This is a genomic window from Candidatus Lokiarchaeota archaeon, assembly GCA_014730275.1.
GTDB lineage: Archaea > Asgardarchaeota > Thorarchaeia > Thorarchaeales > Thorarchaeaceae > WJIL01.
In genome coordinates this window covers 19,511-40,633 of sequence record WJIL01000068.1, presented here as the reverse complement: position 1 = coordinate 40,633, position 21,123 = coordinate 19,511, and the positions used below count along the sequence as shown (strand labels likewise).

The following is a 21,123-nucleotide window of genomic DNA, read 5'->3' as shown; positions in this document are numbered from 1 at the left end:
TCCAGAGATATATGACGTGATACCGATTAGCCAGATTGTTGCCAGTTTTGAGTTATGATTGCCATCAGAGTTTGGATTATGAATGCTAATATGCCCACAAGAACCATGGCTAGGAGACTGATTCTTGCACTCAACCAAATCTCATCTTTGGATGGTTTTGTAGCTAGCTTCAGGATCCGTCTCGCTTCACGAATGAAATCTGCTATACCCATCATAATTCACGTCGTTGTTAGCAAATGCTTCTCGGTCGGTGACATCCATCGTTGCCACTCAAGGTTCTCTTTTAATGCTTTCTGAGCAACGGTCTATGATTCACTCGACTTTGGGAAGGTCGAGCTCGTCCTTCAGATCTTCAGCAAGCGGTGTTACCGGTTCAGAGCGTGAATTGATAATCCAGGGTGATTTAACCCCCGAAGCTATTACCGTGACTCGGAGTTTGTTCTCCAACTCGGGTTGAATAAGCGCTCCATAGATAACCTCAGCGTCTGGATTGACCTGCTCTGTAATCAGTTCCACAACATGTTTCGCTTCTTGTAGCTGGAGGTCGGTGCTACCACTTACATTGATGAGTATATTCCTGGCATTTTCTATTGATACATCAATCAAGGGGTTGCGCAGGGCATTGAAGACTGCTTCTTCAGCTCTGTCCTCTCCTTCCCCCTCTCCTAAAGCGATAATAGAGACCCCTCCATTCTTCATAGTTGTACGAACATCCGCGAAATCAAGGTTGACAAGTCCCGGTCGAGATATCAGTTCAGCTATTCCTTTTACCGCCCTAACAAGTATCTCGTCAGCGACCATGAATGCTTCAGGCAATGACAAATCCGGTGCGATTTCCAATAGCTTCTCGTTTGGTATCGCTATCAGGGTATCGACATGTTCCATCAATCCATTAAGTCCGCGCTGAGCATTCTTCTTCCGAGTTCGTCCTTCCACTTCAAAGGGAAGACATACAATGGCGACAGTTAGTGCACCGTTTTCCTTTGCTGCCTTTGCAATATGGGGGGCCGCGCCCGTTCCCGTTCCTCCGCCCATTCCCGCTGTGATGAAAACGAGATCTCCGCCAACAACTTCTTCTATAACATCATACGTTTCAACAGCGGCAGCTTCACCTAAATCGGGATCATTTCCTGCACCTAGTCCTCCACATGTTTCCTTACCTAGGAGAAGCTTGTGATGCGAATTAGAGAAGTAGAGGTCTTGGGCGTCAGTATTGACCGCCATAGTTTCTGCCCCTTCTACTCCTACCTCCATCAATCTAGTGACTGCATTGTTGCCTGCGCCTCCTACACCAACTACGAGTATTCTTGCGCTGGCTGTCTCAAGTAAATCTGCAAGCTCATCATCACTAGTAGAAGATCGAGTATGTGTCCTCTTTGCCCTCGCTCTTCTTGGGTCTTCACTACTCGGCGTTTCATTTAGAACTCCTTCAACAAGCGGATGCATCACTGTCACCTATTTCGGACTATGATTATCCAGATGACATTGAAACAAAAACCAGAATATTCTCGGGGTAATATACCCCTGCGGGTAATTTCGTCAAGGCGTTACCTAAACGTTCTAAGAATAGGGTCTGTATTGACTCCATATTGAGAGAGAAGCTCATGCGTTTGTTTCAGAGTTGGTCCGTTTTGTGCTCCTACCTCTCCAATTGTTAACGCAGCAACTGCATTACCCATATGCAATGCTAGCTCTATATCTTCAGATCTGGTCCATGCCGTGATGAATCCTGCTGCAAAGGCATCACCCGCACCAAGGGTATCTGCTACTGCTACTTCGAATGCTTTAGATTCATAGAACTCGAATCCGTTTGTTGCCATAGTGCCTTTTCCTCCCCGTTTGACGACAACAATACCCGGCAACTTTTTACCAAGTTCCTTCAGATTTTTTTCTGTCGGTTCCATGCTGAAGTAACTGCGAAGTTCTTCCTCGTTTAGGAAAAGAAGATCTACATGGCGCAGAATAGTCGAGAAGTCAACATTCTCAGCTTTACGACCTGGATCTAGGGAGAGTACAATTCCTTCTGAGGTTGTTATTCTTGCAGCCTCCGATATAGTCTTTGGAAAACCACCGGCAATGTGAATTGTCCTTGCGGTTGCAACTTTCTTCCTTCGGAGGGTGACTTCTTCAAGTTGCTCATTGGCTCCTGTTTCAGCAATGATGAAGCTTGGTTGTTCGCCCTTTTTTACAAGAAAAAAGAGGCCGGTGGGTTGATCTGCTATGGTTTGAACCATGCTAGTATCAACCCCCTTCTCAGAGATTCTCTTGGTTGCGTCTCGGCCGTAGAAGTCATCTCCAACGCAAGCAACCAGTTTGGTTTTCACTCCAAGACGTGCGGAATGCACTGCGAAGTTTGCAGCTGATCCCCCAACAGATATACTGCTGGAATTTGCCATGATGTGTTGAAATCCTTTCGGAATCTCATCAACATCCATCAAGATGTCGATATTGATTTTGCCGCATGCTACAACTTCTACGCCCAAACAATCAGCCTCTTACATCAACAATGCAAGAATCGCTTTCTGAACGTGCATTCTGTTCTCAGCTTGGTCGAAAACAACTGAATGGGGTCCGTCCATTACCTCGCTTGTGATTTCTTCTTCGCGATGAGCTGGCAAGCAATGCATGACTATCACGTCTGGTTTAGCATGACTCACCAGTTCCTTGTTAACTTGGTACGGCATCAGCCTGTCAGTCTCTTCCTTGCTTCTTTCTTCTCCCATACTGAAGAACGTGTCAGTATAGATGACATCCGTGTCCTTGACTGCTTCGACAGGATCATTGACAATCTGAAGATCTGTACCATGTTTCTCACTGAGCTCCTCAGCTCTGCCCATTATTTCTTCTTCTGGTGTGTGGCCCTTGGGAGAGCCAATTGTGACGTCCATTCCCATGATGGTGCCGCCTTGCATGATGGAGTTGCTGACGTTGTTCGAATCACCGACATACGTAATTTTCAGCCCTTCCAGATCATCTTTGTTCTCTTCTATTGTGAACAAATCTGCGGCTATTTGACATGGGTGAAGGAAATCAGTGAGACCATTAATTACGGGAACGGTGGCATGCTCAGCAAGTCCAGTAATGTCACTGTGCGCATATACACGTGCCATGATCCCATCACAGTATCTGCTTAGGACCTTTGCCGTATCACCGATTGTTTCTCCACGTGCCAGCTGTGTTCCACTCTTGCCTAGGTACAATGCGTGGCCACCAAGCTGGGTCATACCTACTTCAAATGAAGTTCTAGTTCGTGTGCTTGACTTCATGAAAATCATTGCTAGAGATTTGTTCTCTAACACACGGTGGGGCTCTCCATTCTTGAGCTTCTCTTTAAGCTCATAGCTCTTGTCTAGTATCTTTCTTAATTCGTCTCTCTGCCAATCGTAGAGATCAACGAAGTGCCTACCTTTCAGACTCACGGTTATTACCTCGGAAGTAATTTCGTCTAATCAGGATGAACTTTCAAGAAAGTAATAAACATGTTCACATCGTCAATTTCAGTGACATTGTTCGTACCAAGCGGGAAATTAGGTTGCCTTAACAACGAGTCCATATCCGGTTCTAGCCAACAAGTCTCTCTGCAAACCATTCCGGATTGAATCTTCTCAAATCTTCGTATTCTTGACCAACGCCGACGTAAACAATCGGTCTTCCAGTAACATATGTAATTGATAATGCAGCCCCACCCGATGGGTCTGCGTCGATTTTAGTTAGAATTGCACCATCTATTCCGATTGCTTCGTGGAACTTCTTTGCTTGCGATGCTGCATCGTTTCCTGCCAGAGCGTCACCGACAAAAAGTTTCAAGTCTGGTTCCGAGACTCTGGCTATTTTCTTCATCTCTTCAAGCAGGTTCTTGTTACTCTGCATTCGGCCAGCCGTATCAACAAGCACTACATCTAGACCTTTTGCCTTAGCGTGTGCAACAGCATCATACGCAATTGCTGCAGCATCACTTCCATAATCCTGCTTAATGACTCTTACTCCCAGCCGGTCAGCATGTCTTTGGAGCTGCTCTATACTGCCGGCTCGAAATGTATCGGCAGCTGCAATCACAATGGAAAAACCCCGTTCTTTCAAGAAATGCCCCATCTTCGCAAGGGTGGTTGTTTTGCCTGTACCATTGACACCGACGAAAAGAATCGTTGTACTTTTTCCCTCTTCTTTTCGCTTCTTGACGACTTCCAAAACATCAAGTTGCTCTTCAGGTTCGAGTACTTCGAGCACCGAATCATAGACTGCTTCCTGGAACAGTTTCGTGAGGTTCTCGAGTCTGCCAGTTCTTTTTCCCAGTAATTCTTTTTTTGTTAATTCACAAATGCGTTCAGCAACCTCCACAGCAACATCATTCTGTATGAGTACTAACTGCAACTCCCACACAGCGTCAGAAAGGTTCTCTTCATCTAGCTCTTTCGTAGTAGCCTTGGTAACTGCAGTATCAATTGCGCTGCGGAGCTTGTCAAACAAACATCTATTCCCCCAGTTGCTGCATTTGAGCAACCATTTGTCTGATTTGGGCGTTAAGTGCTTGGGCTTGAGTGACCAGCTGCTCATATTGAGCGGATAGGGAACCAGACCGCTCCTGCAGCTGAGACAATGAATCCTCAACGGATGCTTTTGCTTCTTGAGCGTCCTGCTCTATTCGAACACCGCTACCAACCTCACGGATAACCGTTTCAGCATCCAATAACCGAGCTCGAACGAAAATATTGCCTCCGATATTCATCAGCATATCTTCGCCTGCATCCTTATCTTCTATCTTTTTGAGAACCTCAAGGCCTGATCTGTAATCTTGCATATATGCCTGAAGCAACTCGATACGCTCTTGGAGTGCGTTGGCATTGGACTCGGCCATCTGCTGTTGCACATATAATTGCTGAAGTTGTTCCTGCTTATCCTGTTGACTCATTCGAATTCACTCTCTACGCCCAGTATCCTTCTAATTTCCAAATCAGTGACTTCCTCTGGTTCGACTTCTTCGATTTCAGAAATATCGATACTCCTTCTTTTTACTCTGTGCCGACTACCTAATTCGGAGAGAAGCTTCTCCTCAACATGAGACGGCTTTGGTGCTATCATTTCTTTCTCAAAGCGAAATGTCCTACCTTTCTTGTTGTACTTTCCTTTTATGCGCCAAACTTTTGGACTCACTAAAATCACCTTGTTTTATGCTTACACGAAACCTAATACCTGACTTAGATGCGCTAGCTCGACACCTGTTGTATCGGAGCCTGTAATCATGCTGTCCGAGTTTGCCAAAACACCTAGACTTGTGTAAGGGCTTCCTCTGTTTACTGTCGCCACTTCACATTGCACTTTTAATATCTCGGATATTTGCTGAACCTCTTCTTCAGTGGCCAAAGGATGAGTTACTGCTCCTACATTTGTTGCAACTGTAGTAGCTCCGACAATTGGAAGGTTAGCAATCTCACTTGGAACTACTTCCACATCCAGTATATCTTCCATGGTTTGTCTTGCTGAATCATCAAAGCCTGGATGACAAATTGCACCTTTGTCATTACAGAGAATGATATTACCTAGGGCTGTCATTTTGCTATCAATCCACTCCACAGGGAGATCTGTAGAGTCCTTAATCGTCTCCAGTTCTTCATCTGTAATAGTATATGGTAATAGGATACCAGATGAATTCGCAGCTGTAAAGAAACCCACAGCATCAGTTGTGGAAACAGTTGATTGAATCAAAGGCAAATTGAAGATACGTTCAATGGCATCCAATGATTTGGGTGACATATTCGGTGATGTGAAAACCATCCTATCCGTTGTCAGTGCGAATGCGCCTACGTTAGGATCGCCCTCAAAATTAAGCCGGGCGATCATTTTGGTTTACCCCTCTGCAAGATATACTCTAACAAGATTCTCTGCATTTTTTGTTGCTCTTATCCTGAGTTTCCTAGGTGGTTTCTCGATTCCACGAGACCAAATCTTCTGGTTTACCTCTTGTTCAATGAGCAGAAAGTCAGGTTTCATATGTCGGTCTACAAACTGCTTGACTTCCTTAACCGCTCTATTTGCTCTCTTGCGTTTACTACCAGTCCAGTACACTTTCCGGAGGGGAACAGTGTAAATTCGCTCATCGATAATCTCTTCTTCCGGAAGCACTTCTTCCGTTGGTTCGAGTTCTTCTTCTATCTCGCCCTCGATTTCTTCAACTGGGGCTTCAATATCTTCTAACCCTTCAATCTCATCGAGATCGCCCATTTCTTCGTCTTCTAGGCCCAAATCTTCGAGATCTTCATCTTCCAAATCTAGGTCTTCGAAATCTTCCAGCTCTTCGTCTTCGAGTTCTTCTGTTTCCTCGATTTCTAATTCTTCTTCTGCTGGAGATTCATCTCCTGAAGCTTCTTCCGGTGGACTCAATATCTACATCCCCTGTTACGGTTTCAGTTTAGTCCGTCGCCAGTTCCTTTGAGAGGGCGTTCTTCGTACCTTTCCGTCAGTCTTGAGGATTACCCATGTAGGAACCGAGCTATTGGACTTCATTGCCTTTGCCATTCTCAGTTTCTTTCCGAGTGGTTTGTTTCTTGCCATTTGAAACACCTTGATTTTACATTCATCTGAATTTGATTTTTCTCTCTCTTCCTTTGCCTTGGAGCTGCTTCAGAAGCGATTTGAGTTTTTCGTCGTCTACTCTCCCTCTAAGCCTACCTGAGCTCGCAATTTGAATCAACTGAAGCTCGATTTGCTCAGCGAATTGAGGTTTAACCAGTTTGATATTGGAGAGCCGTTGTCTGGCTTTTGGAGTAAGGATTTGCCGAAGGATTGCCTGTTTCTTCGCTTCAGCCTCAGCCATTTGTTCTTCGCGTACCTGTTCTTGCGAAGCCTGCTCCTTTAGAGCTTCGAGCTTCTTCTGCCTAATTTCCTCAAGCTCATCATCACTCATTGTTTATCAACACCAATACAAGGATTAATAGTTCTCTAGTTCAGGAATGGCTTTCTCCAATTCTTTCTTTATAACCGCCGAAAGCCGATCTAAGTACGAGTGACCCATGCTGGTTACGACCCTTCCTTCTCCTTTCTCTTTTTCAACCAAATCAGCTTTCTCAAGCTGTTGAAGTACGTTCCTGATGATTGAACCACTACCTTTACTGAATTTGTTAGGTCTGCTTCCGTTTCTCCTTTTTCCACCAAAATGGATTCTAAGTTTTTCAGTGCCTATAGGTCCGTCTAGGTAGACTTTTCGTAGTACGGCCGCACAGCGTGTGTACCACCAATCTGGGTCATCGGGAGATCTCTCTTTATGTACCCCCGTCTTGACATAGTACGACCACTCTGGAGGTCCAATTTCGTCTCTTGATTTGAGTTCCTCCGAGAGTCTCTCTATGAGGATATTTGCGGGAATATCGTAGACTGTAGGCAATTTTGTTTCTCTCCATTTTGTTTGAGGGGCACCGCATCCTAACTGGGCCGATGGGCTAACTCAAAAGCCTGAAATCGCAACTTTAGAGTGCAAATAAAAGCTTTTACTTTCGACTCTTGTAAATCAGGCCCGTATGCCCTCTGGTACCTATGAGGGTAGCACCAGTTTCTTCGCATAGGCTCTTGAGTATTTCTTTTTGAGAGTCAGCTTGTGCGCGTGCACTTCGAAGCAATCGTAGCTTGACATACTCATGGCTCTTCAGTAGCCTTTTTGCTTCCTTTACTACTCCTTCTGACAGTCCTGATTTTCCTATTTGAAGGAGGGCAGGTTCTTGCCATGCAAGACCTATGGAATATTCATCTGGTTCCTTCTGGTGCGTCATTACCATCATATAACCTGCGTGCCTGCGTCCTGATTAAGTTTGGTTTGTGACAGGAAGACGCCTAACAGCCCCACAATGTAAACAGGTTACTGTCAGATGCGTACTGCGATTGTTTCTGACGCGGAACCGTACAGTTCTACCTGGCACAAGCACCGAATTACATTCCTTACAGATACGTCTGGTGATTCTTTGTGGAAGACTTATTCGCGCCTTTTGGGCGATTTTTTTGGCAGTGCTAACATAATCTCTTGCCAAGTCTGGGTTCTCTTTAGCTACATCCTTGGCTTGTTTCCAAAGAATTTGGATTCTGCTCTCCGCAAGCCTTCTCAGTTGACCCCTAGATATTCGTCTTCCCATCAAGAGTTTACTCCACGGAGGAGTTGTCTTTGCTATCGCTTAAAACATTCCTAATGTACACAACATCGAGTAACGATGCTTCACCTGATACTGTTGGAGAGTGCAATTGAACTTGTACCGGGTCGGCTTACTGCACTAAAGGATGTTCAAAGCTATGCTGGAAAGAGAGGAAAAAAACCGGACGAGGTTTTGCTAGATCAGAGTTATCATGGCCGGGTTATGACTCGATTGCCAAATCATGAGAAGCGGGGTCGTCCAGATATCACCTTCCTCACCCTTATTTCAGTACTTGAGACCCCGTTGTGCAAGGAAGGACTTCTCTCAGTATATATCCATCTACAGGATGGACGGATTATAGAGGTAAACCCAGAGGTTCGCCTTCCGCGTAACTACGACCGATTCATTGGGTTGATGGAGCAGCTACTGGTCGAAGGACAAGTCCCTCCACGGGGCGATCCATTGTTGAGGATAACACAATTGGATCTTGAAGGACTTCTCGCTGATTTGAAGGGTGATTCCTCTATGTCGATTCTGGCTGAGGAAGAGGGAACGAAGATTACCCCCCGCCGACTGAAGGCCATGATTCCAGAAGATTCATCCAAATCTGTAATATTCGGTGTGGGAGCATTCCCACACGGGGATTTGGCTAGAGAAACAGTAGAATTATTCGATGAAGTAGTTCGATTGGATATGGACGTCATGATGGCATGGCATGTCTCTTCAATGATGCTTTGGTTGTACAGCGAACACGTCGCAGTTGCAGATCGTCGCTTCGGATCCACTCCCCTCTGAATCCTTGCCCTTTCTGATAGTCTCCAGTAGAACTTCGCATTTTGTCGAAGAAATTCACTACATACTCGGGATGCTTATATCCCCCTTCTAGGCCTACTACTTCTACTAAGGAGATTTGAACCACAGTGTGCCAATGGTGCTTCAAACACGGCGCGGGAAAAAAGTGGTACCTGAACGCCGCTAACTACTCTGAGAAACTGGGCGAACAAATGAAGCCGTATCTCGAAGAACAATGGAAATACATGGAACAATTATTCATTCGCAAGATTATGGGTTTCAACTCTGTAGGACTCGGATACAAAATGCAGATGCCCATAATAGGCCGTATTGTACGGGCTGCAGCTGAACGACAGATTCACAATGAATCACACAGCCGAAACCCGATTCGTGGAGATGGGCACTTCGGACAGGTCATTCCCATGGAAGACGCACAGCATATTCTTGGAAACTTGGCTGCTCCGACCATTATCAAGAACTACTGTCTTTGTAGGTACATGCAGCGAGGGGTAAAAGATTCTGTATGCATCAATTTCGGTTCCTTGAGTGAGATTATTCCGAAATTGGAACGATATATCCCGGTTGATGAGAAATGGCAGTTGGATCGTGAAGAAGCCATCGAAGCTCTTGAAGAGCACAACAAAAAGGGATACGTGGCATCAGTTTGGTTCCAGCCAGTACCGTATATCAATGCAATTTGTTCTTGTGAAAGCCCTGAATGTGGTGGCTTGCGTCTCCGAAATGACTTCGGGCTCAAGACGGTCTACAAAGCTGAGTATGTCATCAGTATTGATCCTGACTTGTGTGAGGGATGCGGTGAATGCGTCAAGATGTGTCAGTTCAACGCTCTTCGATACTTACCTTCCATAGATCGAGTCATTGTCGATTTGGACAAATGCTTTGGTTGCGGAGTATGTAGACACGCCTGTAACTTCGATGCGCTCAAACTGGTTCCTCGGGAAGAGGTTCCTGGTCAGGCAGGTAACTACTAAGGAGGAATGAATATGGCAAGGACAGAAATCACAATAGACTACAGCAAATGTGGCTACGAAGAGGGTGTGAATGTTGACCCGCGGGAATGTAAGAAGTGCCTCCAAATATGCGATCCTGCAGTATTCCTGATGCATCCCACACTTGAAGACCACCCCGATCCCTATAATCCGGAGCGGTGGAAGATTACCCCTGTCTGGCCTTCACTGTGTATGGGTTGTATGAAATGTGTTGAAGTTTGCCCCGAGAATGCGATTACAGTCAAGCCCGGCGAATCACTTCACATGATGACACAAGAGTATTAGATTGTGGTTATCGGCCGGCTTTGAACGATGGCTATATCGCCATCGATGAGACACCACTCTATGTCCTGAGCTGATTCGAAATACCGTTCGATTTGAAGCCCGATTTGAGAAATATTCTTGATTTCCCTGTGGGACAGTGAATATCTATCTCTCTTTGATTGTGGTGTTTCAACAATCTTGGTATACTCACCATTTTCGGACCCTTCGGGAATACACATTCTCTTTTTGGACCCCATTCTTTGCTCCACTAGATTTAGATTCTTTTTTCCAACCACGTACGTATCGGGGACTACCTTCCCTGAAACCAGCGTTTCACCAAGCCCCCATGTAGCGTTCAGTAGAAGTTGCTCAGTATTCTTCGAAATTACATTCACCGTAAACATCACCCCTGATACTTCTGCTGGAATTACTTCCTGAACTACCGTAGCCATTCTTGCTTTTGATAGAGACACATTATTATCACGCAAATAGAAAACGGCTTCTGGTGTGAACGCTGATGCCCAAACTCCTTTGATGCACTCAAGAATATCCTCCTCTTTTGAGACACAGAGAAAACTCCGTGCTTGCCCCGCGAAAGAAAAATCATCCCTGTCTTCGACGGTAGCGGAAGAACGAATGGCAAATTTTGGCTCTTCTAAGTTAGATTTCTCCCTCAGCTTCCTATATGCTCCCAGAATCTCTGAGCGTGCCCCCTCTGGGATCTCAATATTCTCTATAATTCTCCGCAAATTAGCAGTATACGTGAGGATTGCATCAATGTCATTAGAATCGCTTATGGTTCTGATTAGGTTTTGAGCTTCAAGATTCGATATGACCACATCAGTGAATACACTACTCGGAACTGAGAAACCCTCTGGTACATTTATGCCCATTCTCTGAAGACGAGCAAGATTTGCGGCTTTCCCACCATATCTTTCGCTTTCGGATTGGGGAATTCCGCTGATTGGAACAATGCCAGATTCTCTTACTCTATCCAAGTTTCCCATTGTGTTCTGCAACTCTTTCATGTATGGTAATGATATACAACCCAGCCCTCATTCCAATGAAATCAATGTACCTGATGTACCACCATCTGGCTCAATTGCAACGCGCGATTTGTCCAACAACTCTGGATTTTCTAGTTCTAACCCCATCAATGCTGGTATATCAAATTCCCTTGTCACTATAGCGAGATGAGAGCCAAGCCCACCTGATGTACACACAACGCCAGCAAGTTTTGAAAGGACAGGTGATAGTGTCGTAGTTCCTGCATCATCCACAAGAGCGATTTTCCCTTCTGCTCCTTCTTTCCAAAGCTCAACAACTTCTTGCACAGACGTGATGTACCTGATTTCGCCTTCGGCTCGAACGTCAAGTGATATCTGACCTGTTCCGATTTTCTTCACTGCTAGCACTCCATCCTGAGTATCGGCTTCCCGATTTTCGGTTATTATTCACTAAAAAGAGTGATGACTCAAATTCTGAGCAGACTCGCTCAAACACTAAGACTATGTGACATAATAGAATCTTGACGAACTAGTGCAGAACATTCCGTGTAATCTTTAATAGCTGGGAGCGAGCGCTTCTAAATCCTACGTAGGACTTCAGCTCTTAGGTGAAAGACCGTGAATCTCCAAAAGACGAATTCCCTAATTCGACACATCTCCAAGGTCTTCGGTGATGTTTTAGCCGAACGCGGCCTGTTAGAATCGAAACTCTTCCCCATATCTGAATATATCAGTCTCTCTTGTTATCATTGCTACTATAATCAGTATGATCTCATGAAACGCGTGTTTTCTGAAGTCTCTCCAGAAGAGCTCGCAAGTAGAAGCAAGAAACTCCTTTCAGATATTCACGCTCTCAGTATTACCTACTGCTGGCTGTACTGGTCTCTCGGTCGAATGGGCATGATTTTCAATGAATATGATAGTAATCCATTGCAAGAACCAGAGGAGAAAAGGAATCAATGGAAATGGATGCTAGATATTTGGTATCGCCTTGCTACCAGTCATTTCAATACTGAAGAGCCTACAGTCGCAAAGTCTGGCTATCGTAATCTTGCATTCGAACAAGACACAATTGATTGGTTGCTGAAGAACCGACAATCGACCAATGAACAACAAACAAAATCTGTGCGAAGAGCTCTTGGCTCTGTGGATTTGTATGCGTTCATAGATGAATGCGATGCCAGGGCAAAGATTATCGATCATGGCCCCTATCCTGTCAATGATCATGAGGTCCTTGTCGTATCAGAATACACCCGCCTTCATGATGGCAAAGGAAGGCCTTGGCTGCCTTGGTCTGATACAGAGACTGAGCTTCCCACTTCATCTCTTGGAGTTGCAATGACTCTCGAAGACGTAGATGCAACCTTCAACGATGTCGGTACAATGACGATTGAACCAAGCAACTATTCCGGCCTTGTAACTGGCATAACCACTTATACCCGGGAGAATGGTAAGATAGTTCTACTAGATATAGGCGACCTATCTGAGTATGCTGAAGCTGCTGATGCTGCACAAGCAGAACTATACATGAAATTTGCTCAGTGGGATAAGCAGGAGCTTATGCTTGCTGGTGCTATGGCATATTGGAGAGGTCTGGCGAGGTACACTGATGCTGTGGGAATTACGGACGAATTTGAATGGACCATATCCGAAGAAGTCCAAGAGAAATACATCCCCTTCTTTATGGAAAATGATGCCGATCCTGCCTTCATACGATTTGGCAGGTTCGATGAAGAAATGGAGGAAGATCCTACACTCTACCTCCTCCCTGAATGATGTTTGAGACGGAGTGCTAATGATATGACGTCAATTACTAAAGATGATGAATTTCTGCATGAACCTGGTGAGCGAAGAGATTGGCGAGAAAGTTACTACTTCAACTGGGTGGACCCCGAATTGGAAGTATCAGGGTTCACTACAATTGGTCTTCTTCCGAATCAACAGAAACGAGAGCTTGTGTTTGTTCTTTTCTATGATGACAAACGAGAAGTGTACTTTTTGGAACCCGATGGAGAGATTGTAAACGAGCTTGATGATATTGGCGATTCGGTGTTGTCGTATGAACTTGTTAATCCACTGAAAGAATGGATTCTGTCATACAAACGAGGGGGCATTTCTGTTGAACTCTCCTGGGAAGGGCGCTTCTCTTGCTATGATTTTGGTAAGGGAAGTGGGACCTCGTGGGAAGGTCACTTTGAACAGTCCGGAATAGTACGTGGACATATCCATCTACCCGATGGGCGTGAAATGAACTTCGAAGGCTATGGTGAGCGCGACAAAAGCTGGGGTTATCGTAATTGGCATATTGATGCTTGGTATGCATTTCATGCCCAATTCAAGGACTTCTCTATTGGCCTTAGGAGGGATTTCGTTGACGGAGAGTTTTTCCCATCCGGGGCAATTTCGAATAAGGATGGTCATGTTCCCATCGAAGAAATCGAGCTTGAAACAGAATATCTCGAGGATATGGAGGAAATACCGTTTGGAGCGGTTACGATAGTGCATGGGTCTGATGGTAGCACCTATGAAATTGAATCCCGTACTCTTTCACAGAATAGCTTCATTCGCTTTGAAAGAGATTTTGGTAAGGGGCGGACTGAACTATTTGAAAATATGGCACTTCACAGGAACACAGAAACTAACGAAGAAGGTACTGGCCTCTTAGAATGGCTGTTTACTCATCCAACCTAGTCATCACGGGTTTGAAACCTTTCAGTAGCCTCAAATCTTGCTGTGTTGCAGCCCTCTCATCCATCTCTATTTCGGAAATGACCAACTACAAATTCGTCGCGGTCCTTTATCTAAGAATGGTGTATAGAAAATGAGGGTCTACCTAGTTCAACATGCAGAAGCACTATCCGAGGACGAGGATGAAGATCGTCCGCTTTCGAAAGAAGGCCGGCATAACATTTTTCGAATGGCTAAGTATGCAGCGCAGCAGTTGAACATTTCAGTTGACCAGATTCTCCACAGCGGGAAAACGAGAGCAAAACAGACAGCTGAGGTCTTAGCAGATGAACTAACACCTTCTGGGGGTGTTGAACAGGCTGAGGGACTACGTCCGCTTGATGATCCACATAAATGGGGTGAACACATAGATGAAACTGATCGCGTTCTAATGCTTGTTGGTCACTTGCCATATATGAGTCGCCTGGCCAGTTTCTTGGTAACCGGTGATGAGGATGAGCAAATTCTGTCAGTACGAAACGCTGGAATCAATTGTTTGGAAGAGGAGGATGGAGCTTGGTCAATTCGTTTCGTAATTACTCCGGAGATGGTTCCCTAAAACAGTAAGAGATGACTGATTCTATTAGTTCCAGTAATCTACCGAACAAGTCGCGTCGCCCCGAGTACGAATCCGAATCGCACCATCCCAAGAAAAACGTTCGATTAGCACGCCATAACCTACACGATATTCCAGAAGAAATCCTTATTGCATAAGTGGATTGTGGTGGAGATTCTTACGATTCAAGAGTGAATTTTTTGTTTCATGTTACTATTTCTTTGGTACTAGAGCTGAATAACAATAATATTCGTACCATTATCGTCAGTAATACCAGACCTGCGGCAGTTGTTGGTGGAAACTGAATAATGAGCATAGATGTGCTTCTTCTGAGCGACGACCACGAGACTCAATTACTAGCAAAGGAGCTCCTTGAACGGGATAACCCGGATTTTCAGTTCACATTATCTGCTTCTTCTCAAGAAGCATTGGAAATCTTAGCAGAGAAGGACATCGATGTTGTAGTTAGCGGAGTTGACCTTGGACCGAAAGCGGATTCTGGACTTGATTTTCTCGGTGAAGCAAGAGCAAGAGGAATCGAAACTCCAATCATTATCCTTACAGGCTGCGGCAGGGAGGAAACAGTAGTTAAGGCACTGAATCTTGGTGCTGATCACTACATACGAAAAGATCCTGTGAAAATTAAGGGTGTATATACTGAAGTTGCCCATCATATCCGAAAGCTGGCCGCCAAGAGGCAGCTTGAGGCGGACCTTGATGCCAGTGAAGAGCGGTTCAGGACAGTCTTTGAGCAATGTGCCATTGGCATGACAGTAGTTGACAAAAATGACAACATGTTGCAAGCAAACAGGGCATTGGCTGATATGCTTGGGTACGAATTGGATGAGCTTCTGGAGCTCAATGTCATAGATTTCTCCCATCCTGATGATTGGGAGAAAGACAAGAAGCTAGCTGAGAAGGCCATTGAGAACAACAAAAACTCTTACCAAATGAAGAAACGTTTCATCAAGAAAGATGGAAGTATCTTCTGGGGACGCTTGACAGTATCTCTTGTCTATGATGAGCATGGCGAATTCAAGTACGATATTGGTTTCGTTGAGGACATAGATGAGCGAAAGCGTGCTGAACAGGCTCTTCGTGAAAGCGAAGCCCTATTCAGAGGAATTTTTGACAGCTCACCGATAGCCATTGAAATCTTCGATGCGTCTGGGAAACTTGTCCGTGCCAATCAAGCCACCCTGGATTTGTTTGGACTAGATTCATTTGACATACTACTCGATTTCAACATCTTCGAAGATGAGAATACACCTGAGCGAGCCAAACAAGCGTTGAAACAAGGAGATACAGTCAGGTTTTCTACGAGCTTCGATTTCGACATAACCGACGAGCCCAATTTATCTAAAACCAGTAAGACAGGCACAATCCATTTGGAAGCCATAGCGACACCCCTGAAGAAACACTCCCGGGATGAAATCAAGGGTTATCTCAATCAAATCATTGATATCACCGACCTTGTACGATTTGAGAAGGCCCTTGAACGGAGCAGGACAAGATATCAACGTCTTTACAACAATGCACTTGTTGGACTATTCCGATCCGAATTGGGGACAGGAAGAATTCTTGAGTGTAATGAACGAGCCGCAAGAATGATTGGCTATATTAATCGTGAAGAAGTCCTCGCAAATCAAACTACAACGAACGCATTTTACGCTAATCCTGAGGATCGCAAAAGAGTCCTTGCTCTTCTAGAAACCAAAGAAAGGACAGTCGTGGACCTACCCGTGGCACGAGAAGATGGTTCACAGTTCTGGGGGCGTTTTTTCTTCCGTGCATATCATGATGAAGGATTTGTTGAAGCTGTCATGATTGATATCACTGAAGAAAAAGATGCTACTGAGCGCATCCAGCGGCAGAGAGAGGAACTGAGTCGTTTCGCACATCATATGAGCCATGATATCAAAAACTATCTCCATAAAATAGCAGCCAATGTTGAATTGTGGGAACAATATGGAAATGGCGAATATGCAACGAAAATCAAAGAGCTTGTTGCTGAATTGAACAAGCTCACCGTTCACTCAGTAGAATTGGCAGATTCGGGTGTTATCATAAAGGATTCCGAACCAGTTGACCTGAGCAGTGTCATTACTGCTGTGGCGGGTTCACAATTACCCCCCTCTGTTGGTTTTACATCCAAGAATCTGCCAGTAGTATCAGGGGATGCCACTAAACTGACTCAGGTCTTTCAAAACATAATGGACAACGCTTTGAAACATGGGAATGCCAAGCATATTGAGGTTGTAGGTTATGAGAACGGAAGCACGATAACCATTGAAATCTCAAATGATGGAGAACCTTTCCCGGAAGACTTGAAAGATGAAGTCTTTAGGGATGCCAATTGGCTGGGAACAAAAAAGCATGGTTTTGGGCTTCGTATTGTCAAAAGAATTATACACGCTCATGGCTGGAGTATTGATTTAACCAGTACGGATCCCACAACTTTCGAAATCAAAATACCTGTACCGTAAGATTATGTGAACATTCCCCAAACTGCGTTGTAACTTCTAGCGCCTGAGACGAATCCTGTGCTTTACGGAACTTATTTTCTATTCTTTGCAATACTTACGTTGTTTTTTTCTCGATTCTTGGAGGATATTTGCACACCTAGCAATATTTATATGTGTATATCGCCATGTACTATATAACGCATAGTGAATGGCGAAACATAATGATGTATTATATCGGACTGGAACAAAAGGTGGTTTCCAATGAGTAAGCCGCCGAAGAAGGTCTTGGATGAGTTTGAGCGCTGGTCCAAGGAAGTCAAGCGAGGCGCAGCCTCACTTGCAATTCTGGCTGTCCTCGAGGAGCAAGAGGCATATGGGTATGAGATTGTTCGACAGCTCAGTGACCGGGTTTCCTTCCTCCAGTTGGAGCAAGGTACGGTCTACCCATTGCTTCGAAGGCTTGAGAAGCGAGGACTGCTTGAGAGTGAATGGAACTACGATCAACCTTCTAAGCCGAAGAAGTATTATGGGCTTACTGCCGCAGGGCAGAAGGCCCTTGAAATGATGATGGAGACTTGGGCTATTCTTTCCCAAGAAATGAGTACACTGATGAAAGGAGTTGAATTTTGATGGGTGATACACCAATAGAATTGATTGAGAAGTATTTGGAACGAGTTCGTGTTTATCTGCCCGTTGGCAGCGAGGACACGCTAAAGGAAATGAGGACGCATCTGATGGAGGAAGCTGAGCGTCTTGGCGATGGCAAACTAACACATGGATCTGCCATGCTTGCCATTGAACGCTTTGGTGAGCCAAAGGATGCTGCCAATGCATATGCTGGAACCGGAAAAAAAGCAGGGCCCATACCCAAGGAATACGTTCCCCCGCTGTTACGGATAGCATTGGCTCTTATTGCGCTGGGTGCCGCTTTTGCAGTGGCTAGCTATATCGTAGGATTTGCAGTACCGGGGCTGGGAAATGTCATGGTTTTCCCATACAATGTAGCGCTTATGATTGTCATATCCCTTATCTATGCTTTTGCTATCATCGGGGGCCTTTCCTTGCTTGATAGAGGTAGGATGCCAACCGAGAAGACATTCTTGGAAAAGGCATTTGGTATTGGAGCTGGTGTTTTCAAACCTAAGAGCCGTTGGGAATCAGCTGGTGAAGCTGTTATGGGGGTAGTGTTTACTATAGTCCTACTCCATCCTGCGATTCAGCTCATCTTCGCGGAGAGCTTCCTTGTTTTTCTCTACGCAGGAATCGTTTTGGTTCTCCTTGATGCGTTCAAAGGGCTCTTGTTCTTCCTGTATGGTGAAAACAACGTCAACCTCGCTGTTCAAGCCCTCGTTGCTTTGAGCTGGGTACTCTTGGCTCTATTCCTGATTAATGTACCATGGCCAGTGGAACAAGTATACGCCTTTGACAGTGAGCTCAATCAGTGGATTCTGATGAGTGTCGAGGAGCTTGATTTGTTGATGGGAAATGAGTTCGATCTCTTGTTGGTATCCAACATCTTCTGGATCTTCATAGTCTTCGTGATTGTGATAGCCAACATGTGGGAAGTACTCATCTCTGTGATGAAGATTCCCATGTATCGTGAGGCAGGAAAGGGGTGGTGGTGGACCGAAAAGAGGCCCGCACTACCCTCGTGGTTGTCTTCTCTGCGGAATGGCTCACAAACAGAGGAAGACCGAGGAACTGAACCGAATAGTAGTGACGAACAATAGTATTTTCAGACAGAGGGGATTTCCTCCCTCTTTTTTTTCTAGCTGTGGAATTTCCCCACTTCGGCAGTTTACGGATTTGTGGACTGAATTGCAATAGCCATTGGTTTAGAACACGTGTTCTAATACCCGACACTCAGCATACAGAATTATGAAACGGAAGCCGTGATAACCTATGGAGACGCCATTGCCTTTTTCCTCAATGATTCTGGCATCTTCTCAATTGCGTATCTCAGCGAAAGCCTCGGCATTCTCGCCTTATTCTCCATCACGTACTCGAAAATCTCGTCTTGGTAATGCTTGGAAGACACTTTTAGCATCCAACCGTACCCCTTTAGCACATACTTATCCTCATCGTTCAACAATGCATCCGCAACATCAAACACATGTTCAAACAGCTTTCCCTTTCGAAGTGCGTAAATGAATGAAACAGCTGCTGCCCGTCGGACAAATGGGTTATCAGAATTGACCCATTGTTTTACCTTTGGTATGAATTGTGGATACTCAAGGATGAAGTAGCCCACTGTATGGGTGCAGAGATCATCACAGCTTCCCCATCCTGTAACATGTTTTTTCACCCACCTTTCAAAGATAGGAAAATGCCTTGGTTCGAAATCTTTTCTGAATTTAAAGCTCCATTGAAAGGCTATGATTCTATGTGGCCAAGCCTTGGTAGCTAGGAGTTCGTCACATATCTCCAGTAGCGAATCCATATCATCAAAACCATATCCCTCCAATTTCTTCAGGATTTTCTTTCCAACAATTCTTACTGTTGGTGTACTTATGTTCGCATATTTCCACATTTCTGCTTGGGCATCTGTATTATTGCCATACACCGCTTTATCTAGTTCTGAATTAATGCTTTCAACGATGTTTTCTCCTTTGATCATGAGATTTTGCTCATCTCTAATGTTTTACATCTTTTGACGGGTTACTCAATCAATTCCTTCCTTTTTCCCTTCAATACTTACTTCTGACTGATAGCTCTCTCCCATTAAACCTCATTACTCTTCTTGAAGCATTTTGAATTTTCATACATCTTTAAAGAAGAAATGAAAGCTTTTAAACCTCCTAAATCTGAATAATTTAGTACGTTAATTCAGATTCGTTAAAAATAGATGATACACAACATAATTGAAAAATGATGAAGAAATCGTGCACGCTAACCAAGATTGCGATGGTTGTTGTCCTCTTCCTTCTAGTTACATCCACTACCGTCTACGCTCAAGAAAACGGCGAAGAAAACGGTGAAGATGACTATGAATATGACTACGAAGAAGAAAACGAACCCGAACATGAGCGAGACGAATCGGGGACTGTATGGATACAAACTGATGTAGTGACTGTGATGCTAGACCCACAGCAACCGGCGTATCAATACTGGTATAGTGCTGATGAAAATGGAAGTCTGGCAAGATTTCGTGTAGCATATCCGATGGTCATAGAGTTTGAGGATACTAATGGAGACGGTGCTTACCAGGTGAATGAAACTATAGCATTTGTTCCTCTTCAAGCATTTGAATGGACTCTTCAGACTGGGTCCGTAACGAATGAAGAAGGGCTGAACGAGGAGGTCTACGCGTCGTATACCAAGGGCGGTATTTCAGGCGAAGACTGGGACGATGATTGGTATGAAGATTGGATGCCTGAGACTGAAGAGAATGAAACTGATGATGACGATGACGAAGATGATGAGCAAGAACCTTTTGCCCTTACAGATGAAGACTCTGACGACGATGAATTGAATCTGACCAAGTACGAAGATATGACCGTGCAATTCTACGCTCATATCTACTTGAATGACTACAATGGTTCCGTTACTGATGATGCGGGTGTACAAGCAAACTACACCGTGAGCGCAGGAACTGAGCTCAAGATAGACATCGAAATCGGTAATTTCCCATTTATATCAAACACCTCAAAGGTGACAGTCCTGAATTTCTTACAGGAGGACATCGCGGCCAGTGAAGACTCAGATCATAAGTTCATAACTAATGAAGATGACGGGGAGCACGAATACGAATCCGAGGATGAGTGGGAATCTGATGAGCTGGGAGAGGCTTTTGATGATGTTGACGAAGATGATGATGGCGAGGATGACGATGTTCAGAATATATCTCTCGTCGAGGGATCCACCAATATCACGCGAGCTTTCTACTCATGGTTAGATAAGGCGGTAATCGATCTTCCAAATAGCACAACAAACGCCGTGGATGTAAAAGCGTCATATTTCACCACTGGCGAAGCTCTGTTGCTCTTTCTCGCATATCCGAATTTTGATGACGGATCTTTAGTTCATGATCCGTCAATGAAATTGCTGCCCGAATCATCACCAACTCAACAACCTGTGGGTGGTTTAGCTGACATCTCCCCCGAAGTTGCTGTTGGTGTTTTGGCTATCGGTATAATCGCCGTGGCAGCTCTCGTTATACGTAAGCGGTAAAGTAAGAAGGGAGGGTTT

At 44.8% G+C, this 21,123-nt stretch carries 27 protein-coding genes; 10 read left to right on the top strand and 17 right to left on the bottom strand.

All coding sequences use genetic code 11. From position 1 onward, the window contains the following. Positions 1 to 26: 26 nt before the first annotated feature. The 14 genes from GF309_07265 to GF309_07200 form a co-directional block, all read right to left on the bottom strand. Positions 27 to 215: a protein translocase SEC61 complex subunit gamma gene (locus GF309_07265; GenBank protein MBD3158574.1), complete on the bottom strand. Its 189-nt coding sequence runs from the start codon at positions 213 to 215 to the stop codon at positions 27 to 29. Between the two features lie 97 nt (positions 216 to 312). After that, positions 313 to 1,446 (bottom strand): cell division protein FtsZ, encoded by a 1,134-nt coding sequence (gene ftsZ / locus GF309_07260; protein ID MBD3158573.1) that lies wholly within the window; start codon positions 1,444 to 1,446, stop codon positions 313 to 315. A 101-nt stretch (positions 1,447 to 1,547) separates the two neighbouring features. Beyond that, the gene (locus GF309_07255; protein ID MBD3158572.1) at positions 1,548 to 2,483 is read right to left on the bottom strand and encodes a hypothetical protein; all 936 of its coding nucleotides are present in this window, start codon (positions 2,481 to 2,483) and stop codon (positions 1,548 to 1,550) included. Positions 2,484 to 2,495: 12 nt separating this feature from the next. Next, the gene (argF, locus tag GF309_07250) at positions 2,496 to 3,425 is read right to left on the bottom strand and encodes an ornithine carbamoyltransferase (protein ID MBD3158571.1); all 930 of its coding nucleotides are present in this window, start codon (positions 3,423 to 3,425) and stop codon (positions 2,496 to 2,498) included. Between the two features lie 136 nt (positions 3,426 to 3,561). After that, a complete protein-coding gene (gene ftsY, locus GF309_07245) occupies positions 3,562 to 4,554 on the bottom strand; it encodes a signal recognition particle-docking protein FtsY (protein ID MBD3158570.1) in 993 nt (330 codons plus the stop codon). Beyond that, positions 4,472 to 4,909 (bottom strand): prefoldin subunit alpha, encoded by a 438-nt coding sequence (gene pfdA / locus GF309_07240; protein MBD3158569.1) that lies wholly within the window; start codon positions 4,907 to 4,909, stop codon positions 4,472 to 4,474. Before pfdA ends, ftsY begins: the two co-directional genes overlap by 83 nt. Further along, positions 4,906 to 5,151 carry a 50S ribosomal protein L18a gene (locus tag GF309_07235; protein ID MBD3158568.1) on the bottom strand — a complete coding sequence of 82 codons (246 nt, stop codon included), beginning with the start codon at positions 5,149 to 5,151 and terminating at the stop codon, positions 4,906 to 4,908. Before GF309_07235 ends, pfdA begins: the two co-directional genes overlap by 4 nt. Before the next feature lie 21 nt (positions 5,152 to 5,172). Further along, complete coding sequence (locus GF309_07230) at positions 5,173 to 5,838, bottom strand: translation initiation factor IF-6 (GenBank protein MBD3158567.1); 666 nt, start codon at positions 5,836 to 5,838, stop codon at positions 5,173 to 5,175. Between the two features lie 6 nt (positions 5,839 to 5,844). Next, on the bottom strand, positions 5,845 to 6,099 hold the full coding sequence (locus tag GF309_07225; GenBank protein MBD3158566.1) for a 50S ribosomal protein L31e: 255 nt from the start codon (positions 6,097 to 6,099) through the stop codon (positions 5,845 to 5,847). A 294-nt stretch (positions 6,100 to 6,393) separates the two neighbouring features. Then, positions 6,394 to 6,549 carry a 50S ribosomal protein L39e gene (locus GF309_07220; protein ID MBD3158565.1) on the bottom strand — a complete coding sequence of 52 codons (156 nt, stop codon included), beginning with the start codon at positions 6,547 to 6,549 and terminating at the stop codon, positions 6,394 to 6,396. Between the two features lie 22 nt (positions 6,550 to 6,571). Further along, complete coding sequence (locus tag GF309_07215; protein MBD3158564.1) at positions 6,572 to 6,901, bottom strand: DNA-binding protein; 330 nt, start codon at positions 6,899 to 6,901, stop codon at positions 6,572 to 6,574. Between the two features lie 24 nt (positions 6,902 to 6,925). After that, positions 6,926 to 7,378: a 30S ribosomal protein S19e gene (locus GF309_07210; protein ID MBD3158563.1), complete on the bottom strand. Its 453-nt coding sequence runs from the start codon at positions 7,376 to 7,378 to the stop codon at positions 6,926 to 6,928. A 103-nt stretch (positions 7,379 to 7,481) separates the two neighbouring features. Beyond that, entirely contained in the window at positions 7,482 to 7,769 is a 288-nt protein-coding gene (locus tag GF309_07205; GenBank protein ID MBD3158562.1) for a hypothetical protein, read from the bottom strand. Positions 7,770 to 7,793: 24 nt separating this feature from the next. Further along, positions 7,794 to 8,117 carry a ribonuclease P gene (locus tag GF309_07200; protein MBD3158561.1) on the bottom strand — a complete coding sequence of 108 codons (324 nt, stop codon included), beginning with the start codon at positions 8,115 to 8,117 and terminating at the stop codon, positions 7,794 to 7,796. Positions 8,118 to 8,192: 75 nt separating this feature from the next. Here GF309_07200 and GF309_07195 point away from each other — a divergent pair, with 75 nt between their 5' ends. The 3 genes from GF309_07195 to GF309_07185 all read left to right on the top strand — a co-directional run bounded on the left by GF309_07195 (position 8,193) and on the right by GF309_07185 (position 10,201). Further along, the gene (locus GF309_07195; protein MBD3158560.1) at positions 8,193 to 8,909 is read left to right on the top strand and encodes a 16S rRNA methyltransferase; all 717 of its coding nucleotides are present in this window, start codon (positions 8,193 to 8,195) and stop codon (positions 8,907 to 8,909) included. 125 nt (positions 8,910 to 9,034) lie between these two features. Beyond that, positions 9,035 to 9,898, top strand: a complete 864-nt coding sequence (locus tag GF309_07190; protein MBD3158559.1) for a 4Fe-4S dicluster domain-containing protein — start codon at positions 9,035 to 9,037, stop codon at positions 9,896 to 9,898. 6 nt (positions 9,899 to 9,904) lie between these two features. After that, a complete protein-coding gene (locus GF309_07185) occupies positions 9,905 to 10,201 on the top strand; it encodes a 4Fe-4S dicluster domain-containing protein (protein ID MBD3158558.1) in 297 nt (98 codons plus the stop codon). Here GF309_07185 and GF309_07180 read toward each other — a convergent pair. Together GF309_07180 and GF309_07175 are read right to left on the bottom strand one after the other, a co-directional pair. Continuing rightward, positions 10,198 to 11,208: a hypothetical protein gene (locus tag GF309_07180; protein ID MBD3158557.1), complete on the bottom strand. Its 1,011-nt coding sequence runs from the start codon at positions 11,206 to 11,208 to the stop codon at positions 10,198 to 10,200. The two genes, GF309_07185 and GF309_07180, sit on opposite strands and share 4 nt — an antisense overlap. A gap of 27 nt (positions 11,209 to 11,235) precedes the next feature. After that, complete coding sequence (locus GF309_07175) at positions 11,236 to 11,595, bottom strand: hypothetical protein (protein MBD3158556.1); 360 nt, start codon at positions 11,593 to 11,595, stop codon at positions 11,236 to 11,238. 210 nt (positions 11,596 to 11,805) lie between these two features. Here GF309_07175 and GF309_07170 point away from each other — a divergent pair, with 210 nt between their 5' ends. The 6 genes from GF309_07170 to GF309_07145 all read left to right on the top strand — a co-directional run bounded on the left by GF309_07170 (position 11,806) and on the right by GF309_07145 (position 18,665). Next, the gene (locus GF309_07170) at positions 11,806 to 12,963 is read left to right on the top strand and encodes a hypothetical protein (protein ID MBD3158555.1); all 1,158 of its coding nucleotides are present in this window, start codon (positions 11,806 to 11,808) and stop codon (positions 12,961 to 12,963) included. Positions 12,964 to 12,987: 24 nt separating this feature from the next. Further along, a complete protein-coding gene (locus tag GF309_07165; GenBank protein MBD3158554.1) occupies positions 12,988 to 13,878 on the top strand; it encodes a hypothetical protein in 891 nt (296 codons plus the stop codon). A 130-nt stretch (positions 13,879 to 14,008) separates the two neighbouring features. Next, positions 14,009 to 14,473: a phosphohistidine phosphatase SixA gene (gene sixA, locus GF309_07160; GenBank protein MBD3158553.1), complete on the top strand. Its 465-nt coding sequence runs from the start codon at positions 14,009 to 14,011 to the stop codon at positions 14,471 to 14,473. A 305-nt stretch (positions 14,474 to 14,778) separates the two neighbouring features. Further along, positions 14,779 to 16,956 carry a PAS domain S-box protein gene (locus tag GF309_07155; protein MBD3158552.1) on the top strand — a complete coding sequence of 726 codons (2,178 nt, stop codon included), beginning with the start codon at positions 14,779 to 14,781 and terminating at the stop codon, positions 16,954 to 16,956. Positions 16,957 to 17,196: 240 nt separating this feature from the next. After that, positions 17,197 to 17,565, top strand: coding sequence for a PadR family transcriptional regulator (locus GF309_07150; protein MBD3158551.1), 369 nt, complete (start codon positions 17,197 to 17,199; stop codon positions 17,563 to 17,565). Beyond that, positions 17,565 to 18,665, top strand: a complete 1,101-nt coding sequence (locus GF309_07145) for a hypothetical protein (protein MBD3158550.1) — start codon at positions 17,565 to 17,567, stop codon at positions 18,663 to 18,665. The genes GF309_07150 and GF309_07145 overlap by 1 nt, the downstream gene beginning before the upstream one ends. 170 nt (positions 18,666 to 18,835) lie before the next feature. On the opposite strand, the gene GF309_07140 is transcribed toward GF309_07145, so the two are convergent. Further along, positions 18,836 to 19,552 carry a DNA alkylation repair protein gene (locus GF309_07140; GenBank protein MBD3158549.1) on the bottom strand — a complete coding sequence of 239 codons (717 nt, stop codon included), beginning with the start codon at positions 19,550 to 19,552 and terminating at the stop codon, positions 18,836 to 18,838. Between the two features lie 254 nt (positions 19,553 to 19,806). Between GF309_07140 and GF309_07135 the strand changes: the two genes are divergently transcribed. Continuing rightward, complete coding sequence (locus tag GF309_07135; protein ID MBD3158548.1) at positions 19,807 to 21,105, top strand: hypothetical protein; 1,299 nt, start codon at positions 19,807 to 19,809, stop codon at positions 21,103 to 21,105. The last annotated feature ends 18 nt before the right edge of the window (positions 21,106 to 21,123 follow it).

What these genes read in the sequence shown, in the direction of transcription:
- GF309_07265 (MBD3158574.1), bottom strand. Translation starts at nt 215, where the DNA reads ATGATGGGTATAGCAGATTTCATTCGTGAAGCGAGACGGATCCTGAAG.
- ftsZ (MBD3158573.1), bottom strand. Translation starts at nt 1,446, where the DNA reads ATGCATCCGCTTGTTGAAGGAGTTCTAAATGAAACGCCGAGTAGTGAA.
- ftsY (MBD3158570.1), bottom strand. Translation starts at nt 4,554, where the DNA reads ATGAGCAGCTGGTCACTCAAGCCCAAGCACTTAACGCCCAAATCAGAC.
- pfdA (MBD3158569.1), bottom strand. Translation starts at nt 4,909, where the DNA reads ATGAGTCAACAGGATAAGCAGGAACAACTTCAGCAATTATATGTGCAA.
- GF309_07230 (MBD3158567.1), bottom strand. Translation starts at nt 5,838, where the DNA reads ATGATCGCCCGGCTTAATTTTGAGGGCGATCCTAACGTAGGCGCATTC.
- GF309_07220 (MBD3158565.1), bottom strand. Translation starts at nt 6,549, where the DNA reads ATGGCAAGAAACAAACCACTCGGAAAGAAACTGAGAATGGCAAAGGCA.
- GF309_07215 (MBD3158564.1), bottom strand. Translation starts at nt 6,901, where the DNA reads ATGAGTGATGATGAGCTTGAGGAAATTAGGCAGAAGAAGCTCGAAGCT.
- GF309_07205 (MBD3158562.1), bottom strand. Translation starts at nt 7,769, where the DNA reads ATGATGGTAATGACGCACCAGAAGGAACCAGATGAATATTCCATAGGT.
- GF309_07200 (MBD3158561.1), bottom strand. Translation starts at nt 8,117, where the DNA reads ATGGGAAGACGAATATCTAGGGGTCAACTGAGAAGGCTTGCGGAGAGC.
- GF309_07195 (MBD3158560.1), top strand. Translation starts at nt 8,193, where the DNA reads ATGCTTCACCTGATACTGTTGGAGAGTGCAATTGAACTTGTACCGGGT.
- GF309_07185 (MBD3158558.1), top strand. Translation starts at nt 9,905, where the DNA reads ATGAATATGGCAAGGACAGAAATCACAATAGACTACAGCAAATGTGGC.
- GF309_07180 (MBD3158557.1), bottom strand. Translation starts at nt 11,208, where the DNA reads ATGAAAGAGTTGCAGAACACAATGGGAAACTTGGATAGAGTAAGAGAA.
- GF309_07165 (MBD3158554.1), top strand. Translation starts at nt 12,988, where the DNA reads ATGACGTCAATTACTAAAGATGATGAATTTCTGCATGAACCTGGTGAG.
- sixA (MBD3158553.1), top strand. Translation starts at nt 14,009, where the DNA reads ATGAGGGTCTACCTAGTTCAACATGCAGAAGCACTATCCGAGGACGAG.
- GF309_07155 (MBD3158552.1), top strand. Translation starts at nt 14,779, where the DNA reads ATGAGCATAGATGTGCTTCTTCTGAGCGACGACCACGAGACTCAATTA.
- GF309_07150 (MBD3158551.1), top strand. Translation starts at nt 17,197, where the DNA reads ATGAGTAAGCCGCCGAAGAAGGTCTTGGATGAGTTTGAGCGCTGGTCC.
- GF309_07145 (MBD3158550.1), top strand. Translation starts at nt 17,565, where the DNA reads ATGGGTGATACACCAATAGAATTGATTGAGAAGTATTTGGAACGAGTT.
- GF309_07140 (MBD3158549.1), bottom strand. Translation starts at nt 19,552, where the DNA reads ATGATCAAAGGAGAAAACATCGTTGAAAGCATTAATTCAGAACTAGAT.
- GF309_07135 (MBD3158548.1), top strand. Translation starts at nt 19,807, where the DNA reads ATGAAGAAATCGTGCACGCTAACCAAGATTGCGATGGTTGTTGTCCTC.